The sequence below is a fragment of the Mesorhizobium sp. CA16 genome, assembly GCF_020165175.1.
Lineage (GTDB): Bacteria > Pseudomonadota > Alphaproteobacteria > Rhizobiales > Rhizobiaceae > Mesorhizobium.
In genome coordinates, this window is record NZ_JAIUHP010000001.1 from 97670 (window position 1) to 117171 (window position 19502).

General features: G+C 62.7%; 15 protein-coding genes. 6 read left to right on the top strand and 9 right to left on the bottom strand.

All coding sequences use genetic code 11. The features are described 5' to 3' along the window. The gene (locus LB525_RS00470) at window positions 1-984 is read right to left on the bottom strand and encodes an ABC transporter permease (protein ID WP_140839197.1); all 984 of its coding nucleotides are present in this window, start codon (window positions 982-984) and stop codon (window positions 1-3) included. A 164-nt stretch (window positions 985-1148) separates the two neighbouring features. Continuing rightward, complete coding sequence (locus LB525_RS00475; RefSeq protein ID WP_224542977.1) at window positions 1149-2231, bottom strand: sugar ABC transporter substrate-binding protein; 1083 nt, start codon at window positions 2229-2231, stop codon at window positions 1149-1151. A 207-nt stretch (window positions 2232-2438) separates the two neighbouring features. Between LB525_RS00475 and LB525_RS00480 the strand changes: the two genes are divergently transcribed. Continuing rightward, the gene (locus LB525_RS00480; protein ID WP_224542978.1) at window positions 2439-4031 is read left to right on the top strand and encodes a GMC family oxidoreductase; all 1593 of its coding nucleotides are present in this window, start codon (window positions 2439-2441) and stop codon (window positions 4029-4031) included. 39 nt (window positions 4032-4070) lie between these two features. On the opposite strand, the gene LB525_RS00485 is transcribed toward LB525_RS00480, so the two are convergent. From LB525_RS00485 to LB525_RS00505, 5 genes are all read right to left on the bottom strand, one after another. After that, a complete protein-coding gene (locus LB525_RS00485) occupies window positions 4071-5126 on the bottom strand; it encodes an ABC transporter ATP-binding protein (protein WP_224542979.1) in 1056 nt (351 codons plus the stop codon). A gap of 26 nt (window positions 5127-5152) precedes the next feature. Beyond that, window positions 5153-5908: a ribonuclease activity regulator RraA gene (locus LB525_RS00490; RefSeq protein ID WP_224542980.1), complete on the bottom strand. Its 756-nt coding sequence runs from the start codon at window positions 5906-5908 to the stop codon at window positions 5153-5155. A 79-nt stretch (window positions 5909-5987) separates the two neighbouring features. After that, entirely contained in the window at window positions 5988-6866 is an 879-nt protein-coding gene (locus LB525_RS00495; protein ID WP_140839207.1) for a carbohydrate ABC transporter permease, read from the bottom strand. Continuing rightward, window positions 6863-7786 (bottom strand): carbohydrate ABC transporter permease, encoded by a 924-nt coding sequence (locus tag LB525_RS00500; protein ID WP_224542981.1) that lies wholly within the window; start codon window positions 7784-7786, stop codon window positions 6863-6865. The genes LB525_RS00495 and LB525_RS00500 overlap by 4 nt, the downstream gene beginning before the upstream one ends. A 2-nt stretch (window positions 7787-7788) precedes the next feature. Then, a complete protein-coding gene (locus LB525_RS00505; protein WP_224542982.1) occupies window positions 7789-9069 on the bottom strand; it encodes an ABC transporter substrate-binding protein in 1281 nt (426 codons plus the stop codon). 344 nt (window positions 9070-9413) lie between these two features. Between LB525_RS00505 and LB525_RS00510 the strand changes: the two genes are divergently transcribed. Then, window positions 9414-10109, top strand: coding sequence for a FadR/GntR family transcriptional regulator (locus tag LB525_RS00510; protein WP_042638970.1), 696 nt, complete (start codon window positions 9414-9416; stop codon window positions 10107-10109). A 78-nt stretch (window positions 10110-10187) separates the two neighbouring features. Here the strand turns inward: LB525_RS00510 and LB525_RS00515 are convergent, their stop codons facing one another. Beyond that, window positions 10188-11174 carry an aldo/keto reductase gene (locus LB525_RS00515; protein ID WP_224542983.1) on the bottom strand — a complete coding sequence of 329 codons (987 nt, stop codon included), beginning with the start codon at window positions 11172-11174 and terminating at the stop codon, window positions 10188-10190. Between the two features lie 294 nt (window positions 11175-11468). On the opposite strand from LB525_RS00515, the gene LB525_RS00520 reads away from it, so the two are divergent. Both LB525_RS00520 and LB525_RS00525 read left to right on the top strand, forming a co-directional pair. Next, window positions 11469-12626, top strand: coding sequence for a mandelate racemase/muconate lactonizing enzyme family protein (locus tag LB525_RS00520; RefSeq protein WP_224542984.1), 1158 nt, complete (start codon window positions 11469-11471; stop codon window positions 12624-12626). A 61-nt stretch (window positions 12627-12687) separates the two neighbouring features. Beyond that, window positions 12688-13572, top strand: a complete 885-nt coding sequence (locus LB525_RS00525; RefSeq protein WP_224542985.1) for an NAD-dependent epimerase/dehydratase family protein — start codon at window positions 12688-12690, stop codon at window positions 13570-13572. Between the two features lie 679 nt (window positions 13573-14251). Here LB525_RS00525 and LB525_RS00530 read toward each other — a convergent pair. Beyond that, the gene (locus LB525_RS00530) at window positions 14252-15034 is read right to left on the bottom strand and encodes a helix-turn-helix domain-containing protein (RefSeq protein ID WP_224542986.1); all 783 of its coding nucleotides are present in this window, start codon (window positions 15032-15034) and stop codon (window positions 14252-14254) included. Between the two features lie 110 nt (window positions 15035-15144). Between LB525_RS00530 and LB525_RS00535 the strand changes: the two genes are divergently transcribed. Together LB525_RS00535 and LB525_RS00540 are read left to right on the top strand one after the other, a co-directional pair. Continuing rightward, window positions 15145-17286, top strand: a complete 2142-nt coding sequence (locus LB525_RS00535; protein WP_224542987.1) for a hydantoinase/oxoprolinase family protein — start codon at window positions 15145-15147, stop codon at window positions 17284-17286. 14 nt (window positions 17287-17300) lie between these two features. Further along, complete coding sequence (locus LB525_RS00540; RefSeq protein WP_224542988.1) at window positions 17301-19496, top strand: hydantoinase B/oxoprolinase family protein; 2196 nt, start codon at window positions 17301-17303, stop codon at window positions 19494-19496. Window positions 19497-19502: the final 6 nt, after the last annotated feature.

Below are 19502 nucleotides of genomic sequence, written 5' to 3' on the forward strand. Positions count from 1 at the left end.
TCACTTCACGATCTTCAGGCGAACGCGGTCGAGCGACAGCGCCACCGCCGCGATGATCATCAGGCCCTGCACCGTCTGCTGGATGTAAGGCGAGATGCCGAGCAGGATCATGCCATTGGCCAAAACGGTGACGATCAGCACACCGATCAGCGTATTGACGACGCCACCCTCGCCCCCGGTCAGCGCCGTGCCGCCGACGACCACCGCGGTGACCGCGGCAAACAGCCTGCCGTCGCCGATGACGGCATGTGACTGACCGAGCTGCGCCGCGGCAAGCACACCGGCAATGCCGAAGAAGAAGCCGGCCAGCGCGAACGCCGCTATGCGCACGCGCGTGACGTTGACGCCGGAGAGCCTGGTCACGTCCTCGTCGCCGCCGATCGCCAATATGTGGCGGCCGAGCCGGGTGTAATACTGGATGACCGCTGCAAGCGCGAACGCGCCGAGCGCGACCCAGACCGCCAGCGGCAGGCCGAGGAAACGGTGCAAGGCGAGATTGCGGATCGAGGCGTCGTTCAGTCGTATGGCCGAGCCGCCCAGCATATAGACCGACAGGCCCAGTCCGATGAACCACATGCCGAGCGTCGCCATGAAGGACGGGATACGCAGCATCGTCTGGACGAGACCGCTGATGAGGCCCATGACCGTGCCGGCGGCGATCGCCGCCAGCACCGCCCACCAACCATAATCGTTGCCATTGCTGTCATTGGCGGCGAGCAGCACCACCACCATCGCCGCCACAGACAGGGTACCCTCGACCGAAAGGTCGATGCTGCCCATCACGATAATGAAGGTCAGCCCCATCGCCAGTGTCAGCGGTACGGCGGCGGAGTTCGCTAGCCGCACCAGATTGCGCAGCTCGATGAAATTGGGATTGGCGATGGTGATCAGAACGCACAGCACGACCAGCACCGCCAACGGCGCGAGCCTGCGCCAGCGCCTGCCGCCGAGCATAGTGGCGATGCGGCCGGGGAGGAATGTCATAAGCGTTGTCCGCTCGATGTCCGAAACGGACTTCAGGGGTTCTGTATCGATTGTCAACAAACCGCTTCCCGTCTGCTGGTGACAGGCGTCGTGGCCGCGGGCGCAAGACGCCGACAAAAAGGGGCGGGCCGCTGCCAGGGAGAAGCCGGCCCGCCCCAAACGGGTCAGGCCCGGATCGCTCCGGTCACCCGGCCCCAGAGATCGTTCCAGTCAATCTCGGGCTTCGACTCGACATTGGTCTTGTAATATTCCTCAACATTGTCGTGCGAGATCAGCACCGCCTTGCCGTAGAATTCGCGGTGTTCCGGCGGCTCCTTGGCCGGGTCGAACTTGCCTATCTTGGCGTTGTAGCCGATAGCCAGCCCCATGCCGCCCTGCCAGAACGGATCCGAGGTGATCGTGCAGGCGAACTCGCCGGTGCGCACCGCGTCGACCGCCGTCTTGATGCCGTCGACACCGACGATCGGCACCTTGCCGGCGAGGTTTTCGGCGCGCAGCGCTTCGAGCGCACCGGAGCCCATGTCGTCATTGGCGGCCCAGATGCCCTTGATGTCGTCACCGAAACGGGTCAGCAGATTGCCCATCAGGTCGAAGGCCTCGGTGGATTTCCAGTTTGCGACCTGGAAGTCGAGCAGCTTGATGTCGGGGTTCGCGGCGAGCGCAGCATCGAGGCCCTTCTTGCGTTCAATCGCGGCCGTGGTCGAGATCAGGCCGCCGAGCGCGACGATGCCGCCCTTGCCGCCGATGGCCTTGAACAGGATCTCGGCGATGGTCTTGCCGCTGGCGATGCCGTCGAACTCGATATGCGAGACATAGTTCGGGTTGAAGTCCTTGGGGTGCAGGTCGGCAGGCTTGTTCCACTGCGTCACCACATAGGCGCCGGCCTTGGCGCAGGCTTCGACGATCGGGCGCGCGTCGGGCGTGTCGTTGGGATCGGAGTTGAGCACCATGTTGCCGTTGGTCTTGGCCAGCATCGCTTTGATATCGGCGATGCCCTTCTCGCTGTTGCCTTCCGAGACCAGCGTGACGTGCTCCAGCCCGGCCCATTTGGCATAAGCCTCGGCGCCGGTCTTCCACACCGCGTGGTAGGGATTGGACAATGAGCGGATCGACGTCACCAGCGTCGGCTTGTCGGCCGCGCGCAGCACATTCGGCATCGCCAGCGTCGCCGCCCCGGCGGCAGCGCCCAGCATCAAGGTCCGGCGGCTCAGCCTGCCGGAAAAAACAAGACCATTGCTGTCCTTCATTTCGAACCTCCCGATTGAATTGTTTCCGCCCGGCTCGTGCGCAGGGAGCGCGGCCGGGTCCTCCGGAGACGGGCCGTCAAGTTCCTCTACTTGTACGACAACCCTTCAACACGGCAACCATACCCTTTCTCTTGACGTGGCACAAGCGACTTGAGATCGTCGCGCGTAAAAGCGCGAGGCCGGATTTGCCTCGGCAAGGGAGCAAGAATGGCGGACTATATCATCGTTGGCGGCGGCTCGGCCGGCTGCGTGCTTGCCGCGAGGCTGAGCGAGGATCCAGGCCTGTCCGTCGTCCTGCTCGAGGCCGGGCCGCCCGACACCGACCGATACATCCACATGCCGGTAGGCTTCTTCAAGATGACGTCCGGGCCGCTGATCTGGGGTTATGACGCCGCACCCGGCAAGGAGATCGACGGCCGCGTCATGGTGTACCCGCAGGCGCGCGTGCTCGGCGGCGGCTCCTCGATCAACGCCCAGGTGTTCACGCGCGGCTGCCCGCAGGACTATGACGATTGGGCGGCAGACTTCGGCTGCACAGGATGGAGCTACGCCGATGTGCTGCCCTATTTCGTTCGTTCCGAGGAAAACGACACTTTTGCCGGTTCCCAGCACGGCATCGACGGACCGCTCGGCGTTTCCAGCGGCACGCCGCACCCGCTGACCAGGATCTTCGTCAAGGCGGCGCAGCAGTCTGGCCTGCCCTTCCGCGCCGACTTCAATGCCGGCGAGCAGGAAGGCGCCGGCTTCTATCAGACGACGACGCGCAATGGCAGGCGCTCGAGCACCGCGGTCGCCTATCTGAAACCGGCGCTCGGCCGCGGGAACCTGACGCTGCGCACCGGCGCCACGGTCAGCCGCGTCGTCGTCGAGAAGGGTCGGGCCGTCGGCGTCGAGATCATCGCCAATGGTCGCGCCGAGTTGCTGCACGCCCAGCGCGAGGTGATCGTCACCGCCGGCGCCATCGGCTCGCCGAAACTCCTGATGCTGTCCGGCATCGGCCCTGCCGCGCATCTCGAAAAGCATGGCATCAAAGCTGTGCATGATCTCGCTGGGGTCGGCCAGAATCTACACGATCACATGGACGTGGACGTCGTCGCGGAACTCAACGGGCCGCACGGCATCGACCGCTACAAGAAGAAGCGTTGGCAGGCCGTCGCCGGCCTCGAATATGCACTCTTCGGCAAAGGACCGGTTGCCTCCAACATCGTCGAAGCCGGCGGTTTCTGGTGGGGCGACCGCTCGGAAAAGACGCCAGATATCCAATTTCATTTCCTGCCCGGGGCCGGTGTCGAGGAAGGTATCGGCTCGGTCCCCGGCGGCAATGGCTGCACGTTGAACTCCTACCATGTGCGGCCGCGTTCGCGCGGCAGCGTCACTTTGCGCTCGGCGGATCTGCGCGATGCGCCGGTTATCGACCCCAATCCCTTCGCCGAACGCTACGACCTCGAACGCGCCATCGACGGCATCGAGATCAGCCGCGAGATCCTCTCTCAGCCGGCCTTCGCCAAGTACATCAGCCGCGAGCATTTGCCTGGAGCGGCGACGAAGGGCCGCGCGGCACTCGAAGCCTTTGCCCGCCAGCATGGCCGCAGCGCCTACCATCCGGTCGGCACCTGCCGCATGGGCGGCGATGCCGACAGCGTCGTTGATCCGGAACTGCGCCTGCGCGGGCTGCAAGACTTACGCGTCTGCGACAGCTCGGTGATGCCACGCATCGTATCATCGAACACCAACGCAGCGGTGATCATGATGGCCGAGAAGGCGGCGGATATGATCACCGGGAGGACACCAGCGGCATAGCTCACTCGAAGCGGGACAATCCGGAGAGGACAGGCTCCTTTAGTTTATCCTCCTGCCGCTCTCGGCGTCGAACAGATGTACCTTATGCATCATGATCTCCAGGTTCACCTCCTGATCCGGCTTGAAGGGCGGCCGGTCCCGGATCTCCGCCATCAGGTCGACGCCATCGGCGGTCAAGGTGATTTCCTGCGCTTCACCGGTCGGCTCGACAACCTGGACTCTCGCCTGTGCGTGGTTGCCTCCGACAGCGATATGCTGAGGACGAATCCCGTAAACCACACCTTGCTTGTCCCCCACCCCTGCCACGTGCGGCAAGGGCAGGCGTAGGCCCTGCTCCGCGATGAATGCGCCACTCTGGATGCGGCCGTTGATGAGATTCATTTCCGGCGAGCCGATAAAACCTGCGACAAACAGATTCGCCGGGTTGTCGTAGAGTTCGGAAGGGGTGCCGATCTGTTCGATGCGGCCCTTGTTCAACACCACGATGCGGTCGGCGAGCGTCATTGCTTCTGTCTGGTCATGGGTGACGTAGATGCTGGTTCGTCCCAGCCGTTGGTGCAGCTTCTTGATCTCGGCACGCATCTTCACGCGCAGCTTGGCATCGAGATTGCTGAGCGGCTCGTCGAACAAGAAGGCCGCAGGGTCGCGGACGATGGCGCGGCCCATGGCCACACGCTGGCGCTGGCCGCCGGACAGTTGACGCGGCATGCGCCCGAGCAGGTCCTGCAGACCGAGGATCTCGGCCGCGGCCTTCACTCTGGAAACGATCTCTTCCCGGGGAACCTTGGCCAGCCGCAGCGCGAAGCTCATATTGTCGGCCACGCTCATATGCGGATAGAGGGCATAGCTTTGGAACACCATGGCTATGTCGCGCGACTTGGCCGGCATCTCGTCGACGACGCGTCCGCCGATGCGGATCTCGCCAGTCGTATGCTCTTCGAGCCCCGCGATGATGCGCAGCAACGTCGACTTGCCGCAGCCCGACGGACCGACCAGGACCACGAACTCGCCGCTGGCGATCTCGATGTTGACGTCGCGCAGAACTTCCACCGCCCCGAAGCTCTTGCCGAGCTGTTCTATCTCGATTGCAGACACCTATTCTTCTCCCGTACCGGCACGGCTCATTTTCGTTGGGCTTGCCGCCATGCGCGGTATTCGGCCTCACCCTCGGGGCTCAACGGGTAGTATTTCCGCAGGTCTCCTCCTTGCGCGAGCCGCAAGCGCGAAAACTCTTCCCACTCTATGTGCGCGCCCGCGAGTTCGACCAGTTTGGGGGCAAGGCCGACCGGCACGACGACCACGCCATCGTCGTCGGCGACGATGATGTCGCCGGGGATGACCAGCACGTTCGAGCAGGCGATCGGAACGTTGACGGCGAAGGGAACGATGTTGGTCTGGGCATGGAAATTCGGCGTGACGCCTCGCACCCAGATGCCGATGTCGAGCGCCGCCGCCTGGGCGGAATCGCGAATGCAGCCGTCGACGACAACGCCGGCGCCACCACGCCCGGCGAAATAGGTCAGCATCATCTCGCCGAAGATGCCGCTGCCCAGATCGCCGCGGGCATCGACCACCACCATGTCGCCGGGCTGAGTGGGATAAAGCACGTGCCGGTGCAGTTGCCGCTCCGGCTCCTCGTATTCCGTCTCGTTGTACAGATCCTCGCGCTTCGGCATGCACTGGAGGGTCAGGGCCGGCCCCGCCGCTGTGCTGCCGAGCCTCAGCGGACGCGGCCCACGGATCTGCGGGTCGCGAATGCCCATCTTGTGGTAGAGCTCACTGGCCAGCGTCGCCGAACCGATCGCCGCCAGCGCGTCGACCAGTTCTCGTGGCGGCCGGGAAATGTCCTGTATCGCCGGTATCTGGTCAGCTTCCATTCTATTTCCTCCAATGCGCGGTGAGGTGCGAAACCTCGCTAATCGTCACTCAGTTGCATTCAACCTTAGTCGAAGCCGTTCAGCCGCGAACCGCGCCGGTCGTGAGCCCCTTGACCAGCAGCCCCTGGGCAAACCAGACGAACACCAAAGTCGGGATGACCATGAGTACGCCGGCAGCCGACATGGCGCCCCAATCGATGCCGAACTGCGAGACGAAATTGGTGAGGCCGACCGGCAGCGTCTGCGCGGCCTTGCTCGAGGTCAGCGTTAGCGCGAGCAGCAGGTCGTTCCAGGTGAAGAGGAAGGTGATGACAGCGCTGGCGCCGATGCCCGGCGCAATCAGAGGCGCGACGATCTGGACCAGCGTGCGCACGGTGCCGGCGCCATCCGACTGGGCAGCCTCCTCGATCTCTTTCGGCACATCCTGGATGAAGCCCAGAAGCAGCCAAATGGCAACCGGCAGCTTGGCGGCCGTATGGCTGAGGATCAGCGCCCAGACAGTGTCGAGCAGGCCCATGGCGGCGAACACGGCGAAGAGCGGGATAGCAAGCGCGATGACCGGGATCATGCGCATGATCAAAAGCAGCCCGAAGATCAGCATGGCGCCCGGCATCCTGAAGCGCGACAGCGCATAGGCGCAGGGGATGGCCAGCAGATGGACAAGGATGACCGTCGCCACCGAGACGATGACGGTGTTCCAGACATAGCCCATTGTGTCGTACTGGGCGAAGACCGCGACATACTGTGTCAGCGTCGCTGTCTCGGGGATGATGTGCACCGGAACCGAGAAGATATCGGCCGAGCTTCGGATCGAGGTCAGGAACAGCCACACCAGCGGAAAGACGGTGAGCGCGACTGTGACGACTAGCGCCAAATACTGACCGGCGATTCCCGCTGTGAACCGGCGGCGCCGGCGCTTTGGCATGGAACGTGCGCTGACGATGACGGCTTCGCTCATATCGCCCTCCGTTTCGCAATCAGCCACGGCACTCCGTAGAGCAGGGCGAGCACGAACAGCGACATGCCCAGCGCGATGAAGGAGACCGCCGCCGCGTGTCCGAAATCCACCGCCTGAAACGCCAGCAGATAGGAATAGACCGTGAGCAGATTGGTGGCGCCGCCCGGGCCGCCCTGCGTCATCAGCCAGACGACGTCGAAGGTGCGGAAGGTGTCGATGATGCGCAGCATCAGCGCGATCATGATGACCGGGCGCATTAGCGGCAGAACGATGTGCCAGAAGCGCTGCCACGGCGTCGCGCCATCCACCGTGGCTGCCTCGAGCGGCTCCTGCGGCAGGGATTGCAGGCCGGCAAGGAACAGAAGCACCATCAGTGGCGTGTTCTGCCAGACGTCGGCGACGATTACCGAGACGAGCGCCCAGGTCGGGTGGTTGAGCCACGGAATGTCAGGCAGGTTGAACATGCGCAGCAGCGCATCGATCAAGCCGTATTGGGTGTTGAACAGCCATCGGAAGTTCAGGCCGACGACGGCGGGCGCAATCATCGGCGGAACCAGAAGCAACGTGCGCGCAAGCCGCATGCCGCGCAATTTGCCGTTGACCAGCACGGCGATCGCCATGCCAGCCACCACTTCGATCGTGATGGAAACGACGCTGAAAATGGTCTGGTTTCGCAGCGCCTGGTTGAACTGGCGGCCAAAGAGCTCGTCGGTGTAGTTTCCCGTTCCGATGAATGGCGCCGAGCCGCTCAGATCCCAGCGGAAGAAGCTCATGACGAAGGAGTATCCGAGCGGATAGATCAGGATGGCCAGCATCACGAGAAGCGCCGGGCTGGCCAGGAGGTAACCTCTCTGCCAGGTGTAGGGCAGCGGCGAACGCCGCCGGCGCCCTGGCGCCTGGTGCTGCGCTGCGGCCGACATTCTCAGTCGTAAGCTCCGGCCCGGCGCATGATCTCTTCCGCCTCCTTCGCCGCCTGATTGAGCGAGTCGGCGGGCGAAACCTGATCTGACAGGGCTTGCTCGATGGCCGAGAACATCAAGGTGCAGACCTTCGAGAAGCCGGCGAGCTTGGGCCATTCCTTACCGTTCGCGATCGTCGTCTCGAGCTGCTGCAGCCAAGTGGCCTGCGGGCCCTTGGCCGCAGCGATCACTTCCTTGGCCAGACTCTGGCTGCTCGGGAAGTTGGTGAACTGGTCGAACTGGAGCCGCTGGGCGTCGGTACTGACCGTGTATTTGATGAACTCGACGGCGGGTTCCTTGCGTCCGGATTGGCCGTTCAGCGCCATGGCATGCGAGATGGCGCATGAGATCGCCTCCTTGTCCCGCACATAGGGCGCCGTCGACCATTTACCGACGACGCGCGAGGTTTCCGGATTAGACAGGGTGGCGAAGGCGCCCGGCCAATCGAAAGTGGCATAGACCGTGCCGGACGAGAATTCCGTCGAGTTCTCGTTCCATTGATAGCCAACGGCGTCGGGCGGCACGATTTTGTGCTTCTGGATCAGATCGCGATAGAAGGTGAGCGCCTTGATGCCGGCTTCGGAATTGAACGCCGGCTTGTTGGCCTGGTCGACCCAGTCACCGCCTGCCTGCCAAAGCAGGTCGCTGAAGGTGCGCTGGGCGGGGTCCCCCTGCCCCGGCACGACAAGGCCATAGTGCCCGTTGCCAGTGAGTTTTAGCCCGACATCGACGAGTTCTTCCCAGGTTCCGGCCGGCTTCAGGCCCTTCTTTTGGTAGATGTCGCTGCGGTAATACTGAACGCGCGCATCCATGTTGCGCGGAATCGCCGCCAGATTTCCGGTCTTGGGATCGCGCAGGTATTTAACCGCGACGGGATAGAAGTCTGCCAGCTCGGAGTCGCTGAAATAGCTGTTCAGCGGCGCGAAATGGTTGAAATAGGAATCGATCTGCGCGGTGTGGGTGCTGTAGACATCGTACTGGCTCGACCGTGCCGCGCTCAACGTGACCACCTTCGCCGTCAGGGGCGTGAATTCCAGGAGGTCGTAGCGAACCTTGATGCCGGTCTTGGCGGTGAAGTCCTGGACGATCTTCTCCCAATATTTGGGATAGAGCGGGCCGCCCGTGATCAGCAATGCGGTGATCTCTTTAGCGTCTGCCCTGGCAACCCACGGCGCGGCAGGCGAGCCGGCCGTCACCGCCGCGCTCGCGGCAAGGAATTTGCGTCTCGATAAGGTTCCGGACATCACAATCTCCTCCTGGTTTGATGGATCGGTCCGTCCAGGGACGGCCGACGACTTTCGCCCTCGACAGTCCGCCGGCGTGCTCCTCCCGCGGCGAGACTACCTGTATGGGTTCCCGGACGACGCTTGCGAGCCTCCGGGCGGTCGGGCACTTGCGCTCCAACACGCCTCAGTTGGTAAGGCGTATCGATCTTGATCTCGGACAGCGGCAACAGGGCACGGCGACTGGACACCGCTCGATCCCTTTCCGCAGGCCGTGTTATAGGCTAGTGAGCGTTTTTATGAGATAAGTTGACTGCATATCTAGCTATCAGCCTATAAGCTTATCAGACAAGTGGATGTTAGTGATGGATACCGTCGAGGTCAAGCTTCAAACTTTGCCCAAGCAGGTAGCTGGTGTGCTGGCGCGACGCATCGCCGGCAGCGGTGTCGCCGGCGCCCAGGGGCCGTCGGAACAGCAGATCCTTCAGGAGTTCGGGGTCTCGCGCGCGGTCGCGCGAGAGGCGCTGAAGATCCTGGCGTCGCTCGATATGATCGAGATCGCGCAGGGCCGGCGCGTGGTGCTGCGTCCAGCCGAGGAGTGGGACTATCTCAGCCCATTGCTCATCGACTGGCTGCCGCACGAGCAGATGCGCGAGATCCTGGCCGAAGCGCACGCTACGCGGATCATCATCGAACCGGCCATCGCCGCCATCGCGGCCAAGCATATGACCAAGGAAAACCTCGAGCGTCTTGGCACCTTGCTGGCGGCGATGTCGGCCAGCGAGGACAATCCGGATGCCTATCTGAAGCTCGATCTGGATTTCCACATGGAGATTTGCCGCGCGGCGCAGAACAGGATTCTCGACCGTTTCATGTATTCGTCCCGATGGTGGCAGATGGCAAGCAGGCGCATCAGCAATCAGATGCCCCATGCGCTTCCCTCCGCGACCGAAATGCACAGGGCAATCTACGAGGCGCTCGTGGCGCGCGATGAAAAGCGAGCCGAAGAAGCGATGCGCCGGCACCTCAAGAAAACCACCGCGGTCGGCTTGCCTCGGTGAAGAAGCAGCGCAGCCAGCATTTGCGCTGGCCGCGCCGCAGCGTGCCGGGAGGACACGGCGTTGAACTAAGAGCGGGCCCTAGACCCTCTTCGCTTGTTGTTCCTGGCGCTGGCGTGCGCGGAAACCGAACATGTCGCCCTTGTCCTTGATTTCCGCCCAGATCGGGGCCGTGATCCTGTCGATGGCGGCAATGTCCGCGTCGGGAATCGTCCAGCCGGCGCTCTCGACGTTTTCCTCCAGCTCCTTGACGGTGCGGGCGCCGACCAGCGGCGAGCTGACGCCCGGCCTGCTGGTGAGCCACTGGATCGCAAGCTGCGGAACCGTCTTGCCGTAGCGCGCCGCGATCGGCTTGAGGAGGTCGACGGCATTCACCGCCCGCTCATAGGTGCCCGGCTGGAACAGCACCGTTGTGCGCCGCTCATCGCCCTCGACGAATTTCGTGTCCGGTGACAGCGTGCCGGTGAGCAGTCCCTGAGCCAGGCCGCTGTATGGCATGACGCCGATATTGTGCTTGCGGCAATAGGGCAGCGTTTCGGCCTCAACCTCGCGCCAGAGCATGTTGTAGGGCGGCTGCAGCACGTCGATGACGCCATGCTGGCGGGCGCTGTCCATGTCGGCGGTGCTGAAATTCGAGACGCCGACCGCCTTGATCCGTCCTGACGCGCGCAGCCGCTCCATCATCTCCATGGTCGGGCCGATCGGAAACTCCGAGTTCGGCCAGTGGACGAAATAGACGTCGACATAATCTGTCTGCATGCGCTTCAGCGAACCGTCGAGCGCCGCCTCTATCGCGGCGGGTTCCAGATGATTGGGCGCGACCTTGGTCGCGATGACGGCCTTGTCGCGGCGGCCGGCCAGTGCCTCGCCGACGACTTCCTCGGCATGGCCGTGTCCATAGGCCTCGGCCGTATCGATTAGCGTGATGCCAAGCTCGAGCGCGCGTCGGATCACCCGGATCGATTCCTTATCGTCGGCCGCGCCCCAAAACGCGCCCGACATGCCCCAAGTCCCAAGTCCGATTTCCGATACCTTGACCGGCGACGATCCCAGCTGTCGCTGTTGCATCCTGTTCCTCCCGATTGGCGACATATATGGGCCACGGCCCTGCCGTTACCCAATTTATACGCTTATATACTCGTCTAACAAGTGCGTTCTCCCGGGAATCGCAATTCGTCGCCAAAAACCGCAAATTCCCAAATAATTCAAGGTAAGGCGGGAGGCCGTAAAGCCGGCTGACGCAAAATCTCTCAAAGGGGGTTTACGCCTCATTCGGCAATCTTGTATGCTTATTAGACAAGTTGGCATTTAGCCAGAATTGTGTGCTGTAAAGTGCGACGCCATTACGGGGAGAAGGATCCGATGAAGATCGTGGATATCAAGACAGCGGTCGTCGCCTATCACGGCAAGGCGACGCTGATCCGGATCGATACGGACGCCGGTATCTCCGGTTATGGCGAAGCCAACCCCGATGCAGGTGCCGCCGCAATCGTCGGGTTGATTTCGGAACTGAAGTCGGAATTGATCGGCGAGGATCCGCGCAATGTCGAATATTGCTGGGACAAGATCCGCCGCGATCACGTGTTTTCCGGCGCGCAGGCCGGCGTCTTTCTCATCGCCCTCACCGGGCTCGAAATGGCGCTGTGGGACGTGGCGGCGAAAGCCGCCGGCCAGCCGCTTTACCGCATGTTTGGCGGCAAGTTCCGCGACCGGATAAGGCTCTATGCCGATTGCGGCGACGGCGATGACGAATCGGGATCGCCGCAGGGATGTGCGGCCCGCGCCCGCCGCATGGTTGCGGAGGGCTTCACGGCGCTTAAGTTCGATATCGACAATCTGCACCATCCAACGAAATTCGACCGGATGAACCACACCATCAACGGCGCGGAACTCCGCTTCATGGTGGAACGTGTGGCGGCGGTGCGCGAAGCGGTCGGCCCCGACATCGATCTCTGCATCGATTTGCATGCGCGCTACGACGTGCTGAGCGCCAGCCGCATCGCCGCCGAGATGGAGCGCTTCAATCTTCTGTGGCTCGAAGAGCCGATCCCGGCGGAAAATGTCGAGGCTCTGAAGCAGATCAGAATGCGTACGAAAACGCCGATCTGCGTCGGTGAAAACCTCTATCTGCGCTGGGGCTTTCGCGAGCTGTTCCAGAATTACGGCGCCGACGTCGTCATGCCCGATGTGCCGAAATGCGGCGGCCTTGCGGAAAGCCGCAAGATCGCCAACCTCGCCGAGATGTATTATGTGCCCTTCGCGCCGCATCTGGTGTCGACGCCGCTGGGCACGATGGCGACCTGCCATGTCTGCGCCAGCGTGCCGAACTTCCTGGTGCTGGAATGGCACGCGCTCGAGGAACGGGACGCGTGGGACAGCTATGTCCGCCTGCCGGACGGCGCAAGGTCCATCGTCGAGGACGGCCATATCGCGGTGTCCGACGTTCCCGGCATCGGCGTCGAGCTCGACATGGATGGTGTGCGCAAGCACGCGGTTCCTGGCTTCGGCATATTTGAATAGCGGGCGACCCGCCGGCTGGCGGGATCCGCTGCTCGACCAATAAATTCTTTTGGAGGAAACCATGGGCAAGCGGATCATCTTCACCGGCGGCAGCGGCAAGATCGGTCGGCACGTCATACCCTATCTGCTGAAACGCGGGCATCAGGTCCTCAACCTCGACCTGACTCCGCTCGACGTGCCGGGCGTCGACACCGTCATCACCGACCTTGCCGACGCCGGCGAAGCCTACAATGCACTGACGCTGCATTTCGGGTTCAATGAATATTTCGGCGGCAAGGGCCGCCGCCCGGTCGACGCCGTCGTCCATTTCGCGGCGCTGCCGCGGATATTCCTGCGGCCGGACAACGCCATGTTCGCCGCCAATGTGCAGTCGACCTACAACGTGATCGAAGCCGCCACCAAGCTCGGTATCCGCAAGATCGTCACGGCTTCCAGCGAAACGGTCTATGGCGTCTGCTTTGCCGAAGGCGAACGCGACTTCTCATCGTTTCCGGTGGATGAGGACTACGACGTCGATCCGACCGACAGCTACGGCCTCTCCAAACTGCTCGGCGAAAAAATCGCACGGTCTTTCGCCTCCCGCACGGGAGCCGACATTTATGCCCTGCGGATCGGTGGCGTCGTCGAGCCGAAGGACTATGCCCGCTTTCCGGAATTCCTGGCCGATCCCTCGAAGCGGCGGCGCGACGCCTGGACCTATATGGACGTGCGCGATCTCGGTCAGATCGTCGACCTGTGCGTCGAGAGGGACGGCTTGGGATTCCAGATATTCAACGCCGTCAACGACACCATCGTATCTGAATTGCCGACGGCGGAGTTTCTCAGGAAGCATGTGCCCAACATACCGGTCACCCGCGCCATGGACGCATTTGAGGGACCGATCTCCAACCGGAAGCTGCGCGACGTCCTTGGGTTCCGGCAAGAGTATGACTGGCGGACACAGTGACCCGATCGTGCCCCACGGGCAGCGGCAACCGGCTTGATAGAGCCACTATATCCGGCCGATCTCTGACCAGCTCGTTCCAGGCGTCAGGCCGGTGACAAGCCACCCAGGCCGAATGCCGCGCCGTATCACAATCGGCAGAGCGTTAACATGATTTCTCTTCCGAGCTTACTCGCGATGAAGGTACCTCTCACCTCGGGCAAGGTCCGTCCGCGCAGTCAGTTCTTGTCGAGATCGAGAGATTTACAGCGACTAACCTGTAGGGACGTTTCCACCCCCGGAAGTCAAAGGATAAGCTGCGGTCGGCGAGTGGTGAATCGGCTTCTTTTGGCGAACCACTTCGTAGCCATTGATTTATACCGACTATGTTAGTCGCTGAGGGTGTGAGGCTTCGAAAGAAAATCAATGGCCTAGCGGCTGGTTAGCCGACCTATATCCTTCGTATTCTGGCGAACTAGGGAGCGGCTTCTTTCCCACAAAAATGGTCGAAGGGCGCATGTATGGACCATGACGGTATGAGCGCGGCTGGTTTGGGCCGCAAGCGGGCCGGCAGCTTAGGGCAGCGGAACCTTCAAGAACGGACATTATTCTCGCATTGTGATCTGGTTCAGAACCGATATCCGGCCGCAAGAGCATTGAATCGATCCGGTTCAGCGATTTCGCTGCTCCTGACCGATGTCAGCTACGCTGCTGGACCCAGATGTTGGAAGAACTGCAGGAACAATTCACGCTCGGTGGTGATGTCGAGCTTTTCATAGATGCGGCGGCGGTGGTTCTTCACCGTGCCGACGGTGATGCCGAGCCGCTCGGCAATGTTGGCGGTGGGATGGCCGGCGAGGATGAGCTGCACCAGTTCGCGCTCGCGCGATGAAAGCTCGGGCCAGAGGCTTTCCGGAATTCTGGGCTTCTGCTGCGGCGAGGCGCCGAGACCACTGGGCGCCGAGGTGCGGGAGAAGTCTGAGCCGCGTGCTTTGATGTCCAGCGCATGCAGCGCCTCGAACACCGGCAATCGCTCGGTGAGCAGCGCGATCTCGCTGTCCTTGAACGACACCGTCGAGCGGTCGAGGAAGATGCCGAGGCACCAGTCGCCGCCATCGGCCAGCATGATGCCGACCTCGTCGCAGATTTCCGACTGCGCCAGGAAACCGGCTATGTACTGCCCGCGTTTGGCCTCCTCATTGGCCAGACCTTTCAGCGGCATGATGCCTAGCCGGCGCTGGCTGCGCCACGAGGCATAGAACGGATCGAAGACGTAGTAATTGTCGAGATAGCGCCGCACCATCTCGTCGGAGAAGCGCCGGTGCTTGACGAATTCCGGCGTCTTGGTCGCCGAGTAGCGCGTCACCGTCACCAGGTCATGCGTGATGTCGGCGCCGATCAGGTCGATCAGGCAGTCGACATGCCGGTCGGTGCCGGTGGCGGCGATCGCTTTGGCCAGCGGCGCCCAGATGTTGCCCATGCGCATGCCCTTTTCTCGGCGAACCCGGCCCAAGCGTCATTGTGTCTTTAGGCATATGGCGCGATCCGGCTTTGGGAATCTAGCCTGCGGTCACTCTCGGCAAGGGAAAGCGACCCGTGGACCAGATTACCACCAACCCAATCGTCATCGGCATCGACGCCGGTGGCACCATGACCGACACGATCCTTGTCGATCAGGACGGCCACTTCAAGATCGGCAAGTCGGCGACCACTCCGAAGAACGAGGCCGAAGGCTTCCTCGCCTCCGCCGAGGATGCGGCCGATGCCTGGGGCATCTCGCTGCAGGACCTGTTCTCAGGCGTCAATGTCGTGCTCTATTCCGGCACCGGCATGCTCAACACGCTGTTGTCGCGCACCGGCCGCAAGCTCGGGCTGATCACCACCAAGGGCCTCGAGGACATGATCCTGATGGGGCGCGGCCTGCAGGCCTGGGCCGACTATTCCTATGCCGACCGCCTGCACGCGGTCACCCATCACCATCCCGATCCGCTGGTACCGCGCCGCCGCACCCATGGCGTCACCGAGCGCATCGACCAGTTCGGCGACGTCATCCTGCCGCTCTACGAGCACGAGGTGCATGCGGCCGCCAAGAAGCTGATTGCCGACAAGGTCGAGGCGATCTGCATCATGACCATCTTCTCTCACGTCAATCCGGCGCATGAGAAACGCATTGCCGAGATCTGCCGCGAGGAGATCGCCGCCGCCGGCGCCGACATCCTCGTCTACACCAGCCATGAGGTGCGTCCGGTCATCCGCGAGCAGTCGCGGCTGAACTCGGTGCTGATCGAGGCCTACGCCACTTCGCGCGGCCGCAAGCAGCTCAAGGGCATTGAGGACGTCTCCAAGAAATACGGCTTCAAATATGGCGTGCAGACGCTGCTCTCCTTCGGTGGCCTGACCTCGATCGACCATCCGCGCCTGCACGAGACGATGATCTCCGGGCCGATCGGCGGCATTCTCGGCGCGGCCTATGTCGGCAAGCTGATTGGCAACGACTCGCTGATCTGCTCGGATATGGGCGGCACGTCCTTCGACATGGGCGTCATCACGCGCGGCCAGACGCGGATCGAGAACGAGCCGCTGATGGACCGCTTCAAGCTCAACGTGCCGACGCTGCATCTCGACACGATCGGCGCCGGCGCCGGCATGATCCTGAAGGTCGACCCGCTGACCCGAAAAGTCTCGCTCGGACCGGAAAGCGCCGGTTCCGATCCCGGCCCGATCTGCTTCGCCAAGGGCGGCACCGAACCAACCATCGCCGATTGCGATGCTATCCTCGGCCGCTTGAACCCGCATTACTTCCTCGGCGGCAAGGTCGTGTTGCAGGTCGAGAAGGCGCGCAAAGCCTTCGAGGAGAAATGCGCCCGCGTTCTCGGCGTCGGTGTCGAGGAAGCTGCCGAAGGCATGATCGACATGCTGGAGGCCGACGCTAACAATGCGCTCCGCCGCGTCATCTCCGGCCAGGGCATTCATCCCTCGGAATTCACGCTTCTGTCCTATGGCGGCTCGGGGCCATTGCATCTCGCCGGCTGCTCCAGGGGCATCGGCTTCAAGGACATCATCACCTTCCAGTTCGCCGCAGCCTTCTCGGCCTTCGGCTGCACCACGGCCGATTTCATGCGCCGCCATTCGGTGTCGACGCAGATCGACATCGGCGCCCGCGCCAGCGATGACGAATTGCAGGCCTTTGGCAAGAAGGTGACCAATGTCTGGGACGATCTCACCAAGGCTGCGGTCGACGAAATGATCGCCGACGGCCACAGCCACGACAAGATCAAGACCGTGCCGTTCCTGATGATGCGCTACACCGGCCAGCTCGAGGACGTCGAGGTCATGGCGCCGCTGTCGGCGGTTCGCTCGGCCGACGACATGCGCAAGGTCATCGCCGAGTTCGAGGCGGTCTATGCCAAGGTCAACCACCGCGTCTCGCGCTATGGCGAGGCCGGCTTCTCGATCACCGAGCTCGGGCTGATCGCCACCGCCGACAAGGTCAAGCCGATGCTGGTCAAGCGGCCGCTCGGCAAATCCGATCCGGCGTCCGCCCACAAGGGCGTGCGCGAGGCCTATATCGGGGGCCGCTGGCACAAGGCGAATCTCTACGAGATGGACTTGCTGCAACCCGGCCACGAAGTTGTCGGCCCCGCCATCATCGAACATTCGGCGACGACGCTCGTCGTCCATCCGCAGGATCGCGTCCATGTCGATGAATGGACGCTGCTGCACTACACTCACGCTTGAGAAGGGCGAACGCCATGCTGGACAAACCCGCCTCTGCGCTGCGCATCCGCGAAAGGCTGCTCGAATCCGAACGGCTGATGGACGAGACCGGCTGCTATGACGGCATCACCGAGCTCAAGCTGCGCAACCAGGATCCGCTGAAATTCGAGACGCTGCACACCAAATTGCGCGCCTACTGCGTATCGGCCCGCGAGATGGCGCGCCGCATCTCCGCCTCGCCCGGCGTGCGCGAGGTCGGCGAGATGGTCGTCGCCATCTACACGCCGGAAGGCGATGCCATCGCGCTTTCCAACGGCATCATGGTGCATGTGCACACGATGAGCCGTTTCATCAAATGGATGATCCGCAACGGCTACGAGGAAAACCCGCAGATCCGTGATGGCGACATCTTCGCCAACAATGACGCCTTCATCGGCACCGTCCAGGTGCCGGACGTGATGGACGTGGTGCCGATCTTCCATTCCGGCAAGCTCGTCGGCTGGGCCGGTGCGGTCTGCCATGAACTCGAAGCCGGAGGCATCACGCCCGGCGGCGACGTCGCGCTCGCGCAGGAACGTTTCACCGAAGGCCTGTTCGTCTGCGCCGAGAAGGTCGGCGAGAACGACGAGCTTCGGCGCGACTACGTCATCCGCTGCGAGCGCAATCTCCGCATGCCGATCTACTGGGTGCTGGACGAGAAGGCCAAGGTGGCGTCGTGCATCGACATGCGCGAAAGCGTCAAGGCGCTGATCGACGAGATCGGCCTCGCCTACTGGATGCAGGTGTCGAAGGAATTCATTGAGGAGGGCCGCCGCGCCCAGCTCGCCCGCACGCGCCAGCTCACTGTGCCTGGCATCTATCGCGGCCACACTTTTTACGGGCACGTCACCAAGGGCAAGCCCGGCTACCAGCCGCTCGGCGATCCCGACTGGCTCTACAACATGCCGATCGAGATGGAGATCACCACCGACGGCAAGATCGTCATGGACTTCGAGGGCACGCAGCCCTGGGGCTACCATTCGATGAACTGCACGCCGGCCGGCATGGATGGCGGCATGTTCGTGACGCTGACGCAGCACATGAATTTCGAAGGTCTCGTTAATGACGGCGCCTGGATGGCGACCGAACTGAAGCTGCCCAAGGGCACCTGGACCAACCCCGACAACGAGATGGTGGCGACGGCGACTTCCTGGGCGTTGCTTTTGCCCGCCTATGGCGTCTTCCAGCGGCTCCTGTCGCGCTCCTTCATCGCCCGCGGCTTCGTCGAGGAGGCCTTTGTCGGCCAGGTCAACAGCCCGATGATCGAGATGGGGGGCACCAGCCAATACGGCACGCCCTTCGGCATGGCGCATTTCGAATGCGCCGCCGCCGGGTCCGGCGCGCTCGCGATCAAGGACGGCTTGGACACCGCCTATGTCGGCTGGAACCCGGAATCCGACATGGGCAATATCGAGATCTGGGAACAGAACATGCCGATGCTCTATATCGGCAGGTCCATCGTTCCCAATTCCGGCGGCGCCGGCAAATATCGCGGCGGCTGCTCCTTCCTGTCGACCTGGCTGGTGAGCAAGACCGATCATCTCAGGCTGGTCACGTCCGAACATTCCTCGCGCGTGTTCGACAATGGCGGGCTTTGCGGCGGCTATCCGGCGCCGACCTGCCAGAAGCACCGCGCCGTGCGCGAGAGCAACATCTTCGAGCTGGCCGAAAATGGCGCGCCGCTGGCCCACCACACCGGCACCAACCCGTACCGCTCCGAACTCGAGGTCCGGCTGGAAGGCGAGCATGTGACGCTGGAAGGGCCTTATATCACAGCGCCGCATAAGACCGGCGACGTCTTCACCCATTCCTACAATGGCGGCGGCGGTTACGGCGATGTGCTCGAGCGCGATCCGGTCAAGACCGCCTGGGATGTCGAGAACGGCTTCCTCACCAAGGAGGCTGCCGAAGGCATCTTCGGCATCGTGCTCGATGAGGACGAGGAAGGCTTCCCGATCGCCAATCTGGAGGCCACCAACCGCCATCGTGCCGAGATGCGGGCGCGACGTTTGGCTCGTGCAAAGCCGGTTTCGGAGTGGATCGCCAGGGAGCGCGAGCGGGTGAAGGCGGCCGATTTCGCGCCCGAGGTGAGGAAGATGTATGTCAGCGCGATCAAGCTTTCGCCGCGCTTCACCAAGGATTTTTCGACCTTCTGGGATGTCGACGCCAAATCGACCTTCGGCGTGGAGTAAGGGACC